Here is a 12083-nt window from a genome sequence, read left to right as displayed (position 1 = left end):
TGGTGGTGCAGGCGGTCGGGGGCGAGGAGGGCGGGGCGATGGGCGTGTCCGGCACCCGGCCCCTGGTGCAGGCCGGGTACACGGGGCGGCTGAACGTGTTCTGCGAACCCACCCGCCGGAGGTTCCTCGCTCGCTGCACGGCGTCGATGACCGCGCGGGTGGTCGTGGCGGGCGAGGACGCGATCGACGACCGTCCCGGCGAGGGGCACAACGCGAGCGTCCTGCTGGGGTACCTCGCGCAGTGGCTCGGGTCCGCGCTGGACCCCTACGCGGCGCAGGCGGCGGTGTGCGTGGCGGGGCTCGAGACGGGGCCGCGGCACAACAAGGTGTACGGGTCGGGTTCGCTGCTGCTGAACCTCGCGTACGCGTCGATGGACGCGGGCCGCCGGCTGGAGCGGGAGGTCGAGGCCGCGCTGCGGGACGGCCTCGACGCGTTCGCGGCGCGGTTCGGCGACTCGCTGCTGTTCGCGCGGACCGCGGCGGACGCGCACGCCGTCACGCGGCTGGAGTGGCGGAAGCGGGGCCTGCCCGTGCTGGACGACCGCAGCGCGTGGGGGCACGCGCTGCTGGAGCGCGCGGGGATTCCGCCGTGGCCGCCGGACGAGCCGGGGTTCACGTGCGACGCGATCTGGATGTCGCAGGTGCCGGGGGCGTGCTCGGTCGTGCTGGGGCCGGGCGATCTCGCGGCCGACAACGCGCACGCCGAGGGGGAGTCCGCCGACGCCGCCGAGCTGGCGGCGTTCGCGGCGGACGTCGCCCGCGTGCTCATCGCTTTCACCGACGAGCTGATCGGAGCATGGTGACCTTGACGACCGCTGCCGCGGAGCCGCGGGCCGGCGTCCGCGTGGACTACGCGGAACTCCTCGATTTCACCGCCGCGGTGTTCGCCGCGCACGGGGTGCCGCGCGAGCGGGCCCGCGCCGCGGCGCGGACGCTGTGCCACGGCGACGTCGCGGGCATGGAGTCGCACGGGCTGGCGAACCTGACGCGCCTGTACCTGCCGCGGCTGGCCGACGGGCGGGTGGATCCGCGCGCGGAGCACCGCGTGGTGGACGACCGGGGCGCGCTGGTGCTGGTGGACGCGGGCCGGGCGCTGGGCCTGTGGTCGGCGGGCGCGGCGATGGACCTCGCGGCCGACCGCGCGGAGGAGCACGGGATCGGGATGGTGTCGGTGCGGGGCGCGACCCATTTCGGCTGCGCGGGGCCGCACGCGCTGCGGGCCGTGAAGCGGGGGATGGTGGGGCTGGTCGCGGCGAACTGCGGCGGGCAGCGGATCGCGCGGCCGCCGGGCGGCGCGGCGCCGATGCTGGGGACGAACCCGCTGAGCGTGGCGGCGCCCGCGGGGCCGCACCCGCCGTTCGTCCTCGACATGAGCACGACCGCGGCGCCGACGGGCCGGATCCGGCAGGCGGCGCGGGACGGGCGGACGGTCCCGGAGGGGCTGCTCGCGGACGACGCGGGCCGCCCGGTCACCGACCCGGCGCGGTTCGACGCGGGACGGGCGCACCTGCTGTGGCTCGGCGGGCGGCCGGGGCAGCACAAGGGGTTCGGGCTGGGCGTCGCGGTGGAGGTGCTGGCGGCGCTGGTGGCCGGGGCGGCGCTGGGCCCGCCGGGCGGGGGCCGCGACGACGACATCGGGTTCGCCGCGGTGGCGGTCGCGCCGGGCCGGGCCGGGTTCGCGGCGGACGCGGGCGCGCTGTTCGGCGCGCTGCTGGACTGCCCGCCGGTGGATCCGGCCGCGCCCGTCCGGTATCCGGGGTGGTACGAGCACGAGCGGGCGCGGGAGCGGATGCGGGACGGCGTCCCGCTCGGCGGCGGCCTGTACCGGGAGCTGTACGAGGTGGCGGTGCGGACGGGCGTCGCGGTTCCGGAGGTGCGGCGGTGAGGCCGCCGCTGCGGGTGGCGGTCGTCGGGCTCGGGGTGATCTCCCGCTTCTACCTGGCGGCGCTGCGGGACGCGCCGGACCTGCGGCTGGTCGCGGTGTGCGACGAGGATCCGCGGAAGGCGTTCGCACTGGGGGTGCCGGGCCGCACCGACCATGTGCGGCTGCTGGAGGAGGATCGGCCGGACGCCGTGGTGGTGACGGTGCCGAACGACGTGCACCACCGCATCTGCATGGACGCGCTGGAGCGGGACGTGGCGGTCTGCGTGGAGAAGCCGCTGGCGCTGACGGCCGCGGAGGGCGCCGAGCTGGCGGCGGTCGCCGAGCGGCGGGACGTCCCGCTGTTCACGGCGTTCCACCGGCGGTACAACGCGGCGGTGGAGCGGCTGGTGCGGGAGTGCGCGGGGGCGCCGGTGGCGGAGGTGACGGTCCGGTACCTGGAGCGGATCGAGGAGCACGCGGGCGACGACGGCTGGTACCTGGACGCGCGGCGGTGCGGCGGCGGGTGCGTCGCGGACAACGGCCCGAACGCGTTCGACCTGGTGCGGCTGCTGCTGGGCCCGGCCGAGGCGGTGTCGGCGCGGATCGAGCGGGACGCGGCGGGCACCGACCGGCGGGCCGACATCGGGCTGCGCGCGGGCGCGGCGCGGGCGCGGGTGCTGCTCGACTGGTCGTATCCCGGCGAGTGCAAGGACGTGGCGGTCCGGCTGGCGGACGGGCGGGCGCTGCGCGCCGACATGCTCGGCGGGCATCCGGGCTTCAAGGAGTCGCTGTGGCACGAATACGTCGGGGTGCTGCGGGCGTTCGCGCGGTGCGTGCGCGGGCGGGCCGGGTACGACGGCGGGCTCGCGGCGCTGCGGTTCGTCGAGGACGCGTACCGGTTGGAGGCGGCGTGAACCCGGACGAGGACGGCGCGAAGCGCGAGGTGCACGGGACGCTCGTGAAGGTGCTGACGCACCGCCGGACGGACCGGGGGATGCGGCTGGAGCCGTTCGCGAGCCGGTGCGTGCGGGCGGGCGAGGTGCACGAGCTGGTGGCGACGGACCACGCGGAGACGGCGGCGGGCGCCCGGATCGACCGGGTCGCGTTCCTCGGGTTCGCGGAGATCGGCGCCGCGGGGGTGCTGGACCGCGGGGACGTCCTGTGGATCGGCCACCGCCGGATCGGGGTGCTGCTCGGCTTCGACGGCTGCCATCTGCCGAACCACTACAACGTCCTGGTGCGGGCCGTTCCGGGGCCGCCCCTGGCCGGCGGGGAGCTGGGGCTGGCGCCGGAGGAAAGGCTCGTGTTCCGCCGGGGCGCCCCGCCGGCCTGATTTCGCCGACGTTTTACTCGAATGACCGAATCAGCCATTGAGTTAGCCGCGGCATGCCCAAATTAAATAGTCGCGACAGGTGATGCCGAATTCGTTCCGGGGGTATGCGGGTCTTACCTTCGCCGCATGGTTCGGACCGGCTCGGTTAGGCAATCTCAGTGGTGTGGGGTCGGAAGTTCGAATCGCTCCCCGAAAAGCATTCGATTCGACCAGCGGCATCCGGCGTGAGGATGCGGAAAGGAAGGCCAGATGGTCATGGCGACGAAGCAGGAGAACCGGCTCGAGGAGCGGTTCCGGCTCTGGGACAACAACGGCAACGGCACCATCGAGCGGGCCGACTTCGAGCGCGAGGCGGACGAGATCATCGCCCGGCTCGGCGCGCAGGGCACCCCGGCGGCGGACGAGCTGAAGGACGCCTACCTCGGCATGTTCGACCGGCTCTCGGCGGCGGCCGGGTCCGACACGATGAGCCGGCACCAGTTCCTGGAGGCCGCCGAGACGGAGATCATCGGCAAGGGCGACGCGGGGTTCGCGGAGGTCGTGAAGCCGACGATCCAGGCGATCGTCAAGGTCCTCGACAAGAGCGGCGACGGCGAGGTGTCCCCGGCGGAGATGCACGGCTGGTTCGCCGCGATCGGGCTGAGCCCCGAGGTGGCCGACACCGCGTTCCGCCAGCTCGACACCGACAACAGCGGAAAGCTGTCGGTGGACGAGCTGGTGGACGCGGTGCGCGACTACCACCTCGGCCGCAACGACATCCCGCTGCTCGGCCGCTGAGGCCGCCCCCGGCCCCGGCCGGGCCGTCCCGGAAATGACGGAACGTCCGGGAGGGCGCCGCACCGGAATCCTCGTCACGGCCTCCGGTGCCGGCGCCCTCCCGGGCGGTTCCGCCGCCGACACGCGAACCAGCGGAGAGACGTGCGGAGAAACGTGCGGGAGAACGTGCGGAGAAAGTGCTGACAATGACCGCCAAGACGATTCCGTTCTTCACCCAGGCGGCGACGTTCAACGCCGAATGGGACGGCATCCGACGACATCTGAACGACGTCCTCGACAACGGGAAGTTCTCGCACGGCGCGAAGGTCGCCGAACTCGAGCGGGCCCTCGAACGCTGGACCGGCGCCCGGCACGTCGCGGCCGTCAACTCCGGGACGGACGCGCTGGTGCTGCTGCTGCGCGCCGCCGGGCTCCGGCCGGGCGACGAGGTGGTCGTCCCCGCGTACTCGTTCGTCGCGACGGCGACGTCCGTGGTGCTCGCCGGGGGCGTCCCGGTGTTCGCCGACATCGAGGAAGGCGGGTACGGGATCGACCCGGCGTCGGCGGACGCCCGCGTCACCCCCCGCACCCGGATGATCATGCCGGTGCACCTGTTCGACCGGCCCGCCGACATGCGCGGCGTCCTGGAGGTGGCGCGGCGGCGCGGGCTGGCGGTCGTGGAGGACAGCGCCGAGGCGGCCGGCATGCGGGTGGACGGCGCGCACGCCGGGCTGCTCGGCGCGGGCGGCGCGCTGTCGTTCTTCCCCGCGAAGACGCTCGGCGCGATCGGCGACGCGGGCGCCGTCCTCACCGACGACGACGCCGTCGCCGAGACCGTCCGGATGCTGCGGCACCACGGGCGCGGCGGGCGGACGCTCGGCGACTTCGCCGGCATCGCGAACGCCACGGTCCTGCCGGGCCGCAACAGCAAGATGGACGACGTGCAGGCGGCGGTGCTGCTCGGCAAGCTCGGCCGGCTGGACGCCGACATCGCGCGGCGCGCCGACCTGTCCGCCCGCTACGACGCCCGGCTGCGGGACGTCCCGGGCGTGCGGCGGGTCCCGGGGGACGCGCCGCCGCATCCCGGCACGGGACGGGTCGTGTACGTGCACCTCGTCGAGGTCGACGACCGCGACGCGCTCGCCGCGCACCTCGCCGCCCGCGGCATCGGCACCGAGGTGTACTACCCGCGCCCGCTGCACCTCCAGCCGTGCTTCGCGCATCTCGGCCACCGCACCGGCGACTTCCCCCGCGCGGAGGCGGCGTGCGCCGCCGCGCTCGCGCTGCCGCTGTACCCCGACCTGCCCGACGCGCACGCCGACCGGGTGTGCGACGAGATCGAGCGCTTCTACGCCGGAAGGAGGCGGGCCCGGTGACCGCCCCGCCCCTCGACGGATCCACCGCCGGATCCACCGCCGAGACCACCGCCGCGACCATCCCGTTCTTCCCGCCCGACCTGTTCGAGGACGACCGGGAGGCGCTGCTGGACGCCGTCCGCGCCGTCGGCACCGCGCCCGGCCAGACGTTCATCCTCGGCGAGCACACCGCCCGCCTGGAGAGCGCGCTCCGCGACCGCCTCGGGCCCGGCACCGCCGACGCGGTGGCGTGCTCCAGCGGCACGTCCGGGCTGTCGCTGCTGCTCGCGGCGCTGGACGTCGGGCCCGGCGACGAGGTCGTGGTGCCCGCGTTCGGCTGCGCGCCGCTCGCCGCGACCGTCCTGGACGCCGGCGCCCGCCCGGTGTTCGCCGACATCGACCCGGTCCGGCTGACGGTCGACCCGGCCGCCGCCGAGGCGCTGATCGGGCCGCGCACGAAGGCGCTCATGCCCGCCCACATGTTCTCGGTGATGGCGGACATGCCCGCGTTCCGCGCCCTCGCCGACCGGTACGGGCTGCCGCTCGTGGAGGACGCGGCGCTCGCGCAGGGCGGCACGCTCGCGGGACGCCCCGCGGGCTGCTGGGGCGACGCCGGGGTGTACTCGTTCGTCCAGGTCAAGACGTTCGGGATGCCGGGGGAGGGCGCCGTCGTCCTCACCCGCGACGCGGCGCTGGGCCGCGCCGTCCGGATGCTGCGCAACCACGGGCAGGACGGCGTGCACCGGTTCGTCCACCACCGCGTCGGCCGGAACGGCGTCGGCCTCAACAGCCGGTTCGACGAGGTGATGGCGCTGTTCCAGCTGCACCGGCTGCCCGGACTGGACGGGCGGCTGGCGCGCCGCGCGGAGATCTCCGCGTACTACTCGCGGCGGTTCGCGCCGCTCGCCGACCGGGGCCTGGCGGCGCCGCCCGTCGGCGGCGACGGCCGCTTCCACTACGTGTACACGGTCCTCACCGGGCGGCGCGACGAGCTGCGGGCCCACCTGGCCGAGCGGGGGATCACGGCGCACGTCTACTACCCGCGCCCGCTTCCCGCCCAGCCCGCGTTCGCGCCGCACACGGCGCCCGGCGCGGCGTGGCCGAACGCCGAGTCCGCCGCCCGCCGCAACATCTCGCTGCCGCTGTACCCGCACCTGACCGACGCGCAGGTGGAGCGCGTCGCGGACGCCGTCTGCGCGTTCGCCGACGCACACCCCGACACGCACCCCGACCCCGACGCACACCCCGACACCCACACGAACCGGGAGCGGTGATGACGCGCCACACGACCCTCGCCCGGCCGGGCACGTCCGGTCCCGCCGGCCTCGCCGCCTACGCGCGCCTGGCCAAGCTCGACATCTTCGACTACTACCTCGGCCTGCTGCTGGTGTGGGCGCTGCTCGGCCCGGCCGTCCGCTGGGACGGCGGGACGTTCGGGCTGCTCGGCCTCGTGCTGATCGCGGAGGTCGTCGTCGTGGCCGCGATGGTCGGCTTCGACGACATCACCGGGTTCCGCGACGGCAGCGACGCCGCGAACTACGGGTCGGACGCCGCGCGGCGCCGCCTGCACCGCAAACCGCTCGTCGCGGGGACCCTCACCGAGGAGCAGGCGCTGCGGTTCGCCTGGTCGGCGACGGTGGCGGGCGCGCTGCTGTGGGCGGTGAGCGTCGCGGCGGCCCCGCACCGCCCGCTGTGGGCGATCGCGCTCGCGGCGGTGTGCGTCGCCGCGTCCGTCCAGTACTCGTGGGGGCTGAAGCTCAGCTACCGCGGGTTCCAGGAGGTCTTCCTGATCGGGCTCGGGATCGGCTGGACGCTCGTCCCGTACGCGCTGCTGACGGGCGCCGCGTCCGCGTTCGTCATCGTGCAGGCCGTCGTGTTCGGGGCGGGGCCGATGCTGTTCGGGCTCTACTCCAACACCAACGACGCGGACGGCGACCGCGACGCGGGCCGCATCACCGTCGCGACGCTCGTGTCCGCGCGGACGCACCGCGCGTTCGTCGCCGCGGCGACCGCCGCGCAGGTGCTGCTGATCATCGGGTCGGCGGCGGCCGGGGCGGCGCCGTGGTGGTTCCCGGCGGTGCTGCTGCCCGTCGTCGCGATGCGCCTCGCGCACCTCGTCATCGGGTTCCGGGGCGACATCCTGCGGGCCCGCCGCATCGCCATCCACGCCCACCGCGTCACCGTGGTGCTGCTGGTGGCGGCGAACCTGGCGGCCACCGGGCTCGCGTCATGACCGGCCTGGACGTCGCCGTCGTCGGCGCGGGCCCCGCCGGGCTGGCCGCCGCGCACGCGCTCGCCGAGGCGGGCCGGACGGTCCGGGTGTTCGAGGCCGCGGCCGCCGTCGGCGGGCGGATGCGGACGGTCCGCGAGCACGGCTGCCTGATCGACATCGGCGCCGAGATGTTCCCCGGCCCGCCCGCGTACCCGGCGACGTGGCGGCTGATCTCCGCACTCGGCCTCGACGCCGACCCGGGCGCCGTCCCGCGGGTCCCCGACGCGCTCGCCGTGTGGCGCGGCGGCCGCACCCGCCCGCACGTCGGCCGCCCCCTCGGGCTGCTGACCGGCGCGGGCCTGCCGCTCCGCGCCCGCCTCGACCTGGTGCGGCTCCAGGTGCGGCTGGCCCGGCTCGGCGACCTCGACCCGCGGCACCCCGAGCACACCTCCCTCGGCACCGCGACGATCGCCGAACTCGTCCGGCCGTACCATCCCGATCTGCGCGAGTACCTCGTGCATCCGCTGGTCGGCGGGTTCTTCGGCTGGGACCCCGAGCGCTCCGCCGCCGCCCCGTTCGCCGCGCACCTGGCGTCCACCGGCGGCTCCGGCGGCTGGCGCACCTACCGCGACGGGATGGACGCCCTCGCCCGCGCCCTCGCCGCCCGCCTCGACGTCGTCACCGGCCACCCGGTCACGCGGGTGGCGGCCGGGCCGGGCGGCGTCCGGATCGAGTCGCCGCGCGGGACCGTGACGGCCCGCGCGGCGGTCCTCGCCGTGCCCGCGCCCGTCGCGGCCCGGCTGCACCCGGACGCCCCGCCCGCGGTCGCCGCGTACCTGCGGGCCTGCGGGTACGCGCCGATGCTCCGCGTCAGCCTCGTCCTGGACCGGCCGCTCGCGCCGCGCGGCACCCGCCCCCGGTTCGCGACGCTCGTCCCCGACGCCGCCGACCCGCTGCTCGGCGCGATCACCGCCGACCACCGCAAGCACCCCGGGCGGGCGCCCGGCGGGCGCGGCCTGCTGTCGCTCATCACGTCGCCGCGCGGCACCGCCGAACTCGTCGGCGCGCCCGACGACGCCGTCGCCAACCGGCTGCTCGCCCGCGCCGAACGGTTCGTCCCCGGCGTGTCCCGGCACGTCCGGCACGTCCGGGTGACGCGGTTCCGGTACGGGCTGCCGGAGGCGACGCCGCGCGCGCTGCGGCTCCGCGCCGGCTTCGCCCGCCGCCCCGCCGCGGCCGTCGAGTACGCGGGCGACTGGACGGCGCTGCGCCCGTGCAGCGAGGGCGCCGTCGCGTCCGGCGGGACGGCCGCCGCGCGCGTCGCCGCGCACCTCGACGGCCGTCCCGCCTTAGCCGCCGCCGCCGACCCCGACCCCGTCCCGGAGGTGAGCCGATGACCCCCCTCGGCCGACGCATCGAGCTGGGCACGCTGTTCGACGACCTCGCCGCGCGGGGCCGCCCGACGACGGTGCACCTGAGCCGCCCGCTCGACATCGCGCCCGGCCTCGGCACCGTCCACGGCCTGCCCGCCCTCGCCGGGCTGGTGCGGGACGCCGCCGGCTGGCTCGCCGCCGCCGGCGCCCGGCGCGGCGACCGGGTCGCGATAGCCAAGCGCGACCACTGGGACACGGTGCTGCTGTGCTGCGCCGCCGCCCGCATCGGCGCCGTCCCCGCGCCGCTGTCCGCGCACCTGGACGCCGGCGCGCTCGACACCCTGCTCAAGCGGCTCGATCCCGCCCTGCTCGTCGTCGACGCGGCGCGGCTCGCCGCGAGCTGGTCCGCGGGCCGCGCCCCCGAGTCCCTCGCCGCCCGCACGCTCGTCCTGGACGGCCCGGCCGCCGGGGCGCTCACCCTGGACGACGTGCGCGGCGCGCCCGCCCCCGCCCCGTACCGCCCGCCCGTCGACCACCCGCTCGCGATCATGCACACGTCCGGCACCACCGGCGTCCCGAAGCTCGTCGCGCACACCACCCGGACGCTGCTGCGCCGCCTCGCCGGGTTCGAGGCGCACCGCTGGCCGGTGCTGTCCGCCCGCCCCGACGACGTCGTCGCCGGATCGTTCTCGTTCGTGCACGGCCGCGCCCTCGCCTGGACGGCCGTCGCGCTCACCCACGGCCCCCGCGAACTCCTCGCGATCCCCGACTCCCGCTGGGACGAGGCCGGGCCGCTGCTCGACCGGCACCGGCCCACCGTCGTCGAGGCCCAGCCCGCCGCGTTCGTCCGCTGGCGGTCCCGGGCCCGGACCGGCGACGACCACCCGTTCGACCGCGTGCGGCTCTTCATCAGCACGTTCGACGCCGTGCACCCGCCGACCGTCCGGACGTTCCTCGGCGCGACGCGGCACCCGCGGCCCCTCTGGCTCCAGGGCTGGGGGCAGAGCGAGACCGGCCCGCTCACCTTCCGGTTCCTCACCCGCCGCGCCCTCGCCGCCGAACGCGAACGGCACCCCACCACCCGCGACCTCGGCCGCCCCGTCCCCGGCCGCACCCGGCTCCGCGTCCTCGACCGCACCACCCTGCGGCCCGTCCCGCGCGGCACCCCCGGCCTCGTCGTCTGCGCCACCCGCGCCCTCGCCGACGGGTACGTCGGCGAGCGGTCCCGGTTCGAGCGCAAGCGCGCGGGCCGCTGGTTCATGACCGGCGACATCGGCGCCCTCACCCGCGACGGGCGCCTCCTCCTGCTCGACCGGGAGGCCGACGCCGTCCCCGAGAACGCCACCGAACTGGAGGACGTCATCGAGGACCGGCTGCCCGGCGTCGCCGAATGCGTCGTGCTCAGCGTCCCCGGCCGCCCGGCGCAGCCCGTCGCCGTCACCGACGGCGGCGCCCTCGACCCCGCCGCCTGGCGCGCCGCGACCGCCGACCTGCCCGCCCTCGCCGAACCCGTCGTCCTGGCCTGGGACGACATCCCGCGCACCGGCACCGGCAAGGTGCGGCGCGCCGCGCTGCGCGAGCGGCTCGGCCTCACCCCCGAGACGTACGGGACGGGCCGATGGACGTGACGCGCCCCCTCGCCGGGACGACCGTCCGCGCGTCCGGCGACACCCTCCCGCTGCGCGTCGCCGCGGCCCGCCTCCGCGCCCTCGGCTGCACGGTCGAGCACGCCCGGGCCGCCCCGCCGGCCGCGCCCGCCGGACGGCTCGCCGCCGTCCGCACCCCGTTCGGCGGCGCCCTCCCCGAATGCCGCATCGGCTGGTCCGGGCCGGTGCCCGTGCCGATGCGCGGCGAGCACGACGTGCAGGCCGCCTGCGGCATCATGCAGGTCCACGGGCGCGCCGCCGGCGGCCCCCGCGTCCTGCCCGTCGACTTCGCGTCCGCCTGCGCGGGCGTCCTCGCCGCGCAGGCGTTCACCGCCGCCGCCCTCGCCGCCCTGCACGGCCGGACGGACGTCGCCGCGACCACGTCCGTCGCGCAGGCCGCGGCGCTCGCGCTCACCCAGTACGTCGCCGTCGCGACCGCCGAACCCGGCGCGGGGCGTCCCGCCGACCCCGCCGGCGACGCCGAGCGCACCCCGCCGTTCCGCTCGTCCGACGGCGTCGTGTTCGAGCTCGAGACGTTCGACGCCGAGCGGTGGCTGTGGTTCTGGTCGGCGCTCGGCGCGGGCCGCGCCGCGATCGTCCGCGGCTGGCCCCCGTTCCAGCAGCGCTTCGCCACCGCGACCTGCGCGCTCCCCCCGGACCTCGCGAAGGCCGCGGGCGAGCACGAGTACCGCGCCGTCCGCGACGCCGCCGACGCCGCGGGCGTCAGCGGCGTGCCCGTCCGGCCCGCGACGGTGCCGCCGCCGCCCGCCCCGGCGTCCCCGTGGCGGCTGCGCGCGGTGACGCCGCCCGCCGCCCCGCCCGCCCCGCCGCCCGCCGGGCCCGGCCCCCTCGCGGGCCTCCGCGTCGTCGAGTCGACGAACCGGGTGCAGGGCCCGCTCGCCGGGCACCTCCTCGCGCTCCTCGGCGCCGACGTCGTCCGGCTCGAACCGCCCGGCGGCGACCCGCTGCGCGGCGTCCCGCCGCTGTCCGGCGACCTTTCCGCCCGCTTCCTCGCCCTCAACCGCGGCAAGTCCGCCGTCGAGGCCGACCTCACGACCGCCGCCGGGCGCGGCACGGCCCTGCGGCTCGCCGCGTCCGCCGACGCGTTCCTGCAGAACTGGCCGCCGGGCCGCGCCGCCCGCTTCCGCCTGGGCGCCGCCGACCTCGCGGCCGTCCGCCCGTCCCTGGTGTACGCGCACGCCGGCGGCTGGGCCGACGCCCTCCCCGCCCCGCAGCCGATGGGCACCGACTACCTCGTGCAGGCCCACTCGGGCGTCGCCGCGCTCGTGTCCGGCCCCACCCTCCTCACGGTCACCGACGTGCTCGGCGCCCTGATCGCCGCCGAGGGCGCCGTCGCGGCCCTGCTCGCCCGCGCCCGCACCGGCGCGGGCGTCCGCGCCGCGACGGCGCTGATCGACGCCGCCCGCCTGCTCCGCACCGCCGTCCACACCCCGGTGGACGGCGCCCCGCGCGCGCCCGTCGTCACCGACCTCGCCGCGATGGCCGCCGACCCCGCCTACGCGTCCCTCTTCGAGACCGACGGC

General features: G+C 77.2%; 10 protein-coding genes and 1 pseudogene. All 11 read left to right on the top strand.

Annotation, left to right across the window (positions count from 1 at the left end; genetic code table 11):
* Nucleotides 1-803 (top strand): annotated as a pseudogene (locus tag DMH08_RS35330) (M20/M25/M40 family metallo-hydrolase); the annotation flags it as partial.
* Nucleotides 797-1885, top strand: a complete 1089-nt coding sequence (locus DMH08_RS35325; RefSeq protein WP_125620464.1) for an Ldh family oxidoreductase — start codon at nucleotides 797-799, stop codon at nucleotides 1883-1885. The pseudogene DMH08_RS35330 and the gene DMH08_RS35325, both read left to right, overlap by 7 nt.
* Entirely contained in the window at nucleotides 1882-2778 is an 897-nt protein-coding gene (locus DMH08_RS35320) for a Gfo/Idh/MocA family protein (RefSeq protein WP_125620463.1), read from the top strand. The genes DMH08_RS35325 and DMH08_RS35320 overlap by 4 nt, the downstream gene beginning before the upstream one ends.
* Nucleotides 2775-3197: a DUF6917 domain-containing protein gene (locus tag DMH08_RS35315; RefSeq protein ID WP_125620461.1), complete on the top strand. Its 423-nt coding sequence runs from the start codon at nucleotides 2775-2777 to the stop codon at nucleotides 3195-3197. Before DMH08_RS35320 ends, DMH08_RS35315 begins: the two co-directional genes overlap by 4 nt.
* A 249-nt stretch (nucleotides 3198-3446) precedes the next feature.
* Nucleotides 3447-3974, top strand: coding sequence for an EF-hand domain-containing protein (locus tag DMH08_RS35310; protein WP_125620459.1), 528 nt, complete (start codon nucleotides 3447-3449; stop codon nucleotides 3972-3974).
* 185 nt (nucleotides 3975-4159) lie between these two features.
* On the top strand, nucleotides 4160-5329 hold the full coding sequence (locus DMH08_RS35305; RefSeq protein ID WP_125620457.1) for a DegT/DnrJ/EryC1/StrS family aminotransferase: 1170 nt from the start codon (nucleotides 4160-4162) through the stop codon (nucleotides 5327-5329).
* Complete coding sequence (locus tag DMH08_RS35300; RefSeq protein WP_233618008.1) at nucleotides 5326-6582, top strand: DegT/DnrJ/EryC1/StrS aminotransferase family protein; 1257 nt, start codon at nucleotides 5326-5328, stop codon at nucleotides 6580-6582. Before DMH08_RS35305 ends, DMH08_RS35300 begins: the two co-directional genes overlap by 4 nt.
* Nucleotides 6582-7541 (top strand): UbiA family prenyltransferase, encoded by a 960-nt coding sequence (locus DMH08_RS35295; RefSeq protein WP_026403131.1) that lies wholly within the window; start codon nucleotides 6582-6584, stop codon nucleotides 7539-7541. Before DMH08_RS35300 ends, DMH08_RS35295 begins: the two co-directional genes overlap by 1 nt.
* Nucleotides 7538-8917 (top strand): protoporphyrinogen/coproporphyrinogen oxidase, encoded by a 1380-nt coding sequence (locus DMH08_RS35290; RefSeq protein WP_125620456.1) that lies wholly within the window; start codon nucleotides 7538-7540, stop codon nucleotides 8915-8917. The genes DMH08_RS35295 and DMH08_RS35290 overlap by 4 nt, the downstream gene beginning before the upstream one ends.
* Nucleotides 8914-10521 (top strand): class I adenylate-forming enzyme family protein, encoded by a 1608-nt coding sequence (locus DMH08_RS35285; protein ID WP_125620454.1) that lies wholly within the window; start codon nucleotides 8914-8916, stop codon nucleotides 10519-10521. The genes DMH08_RS35290 and DMH08_RS35285 overlap by 4 nt, the downstream gene beginning before the upstream one ends.
* Nucleotides 10512-12083: CoA transferase (locus DMH08_RS35280; protein ID WP_125620452.1), on the top strand; the 1572-nt coding region annotated here is incomplete at its 3' end. The genes DMH08_RS35285 and DMH08_RS35280, both read left to right, overlap by 10 nt.

This window comes from Actinomadura sp. WAC 06369, assembly GCF_003947565.1.
In the GTDB taxonomy this organism is placed as follows: domain Bacteria; phylum Actinomycetota; class Actinomycetes; order Streptosporangiales; family Streptosporangiaceae; genus Spirillospora; species Spirillospora rifamycini.
The sequence above is the reverse complement of the archived record's forward strand: the minus strand, read 5'-3'. Positions and strand labels throughout refer to the sequence as shown.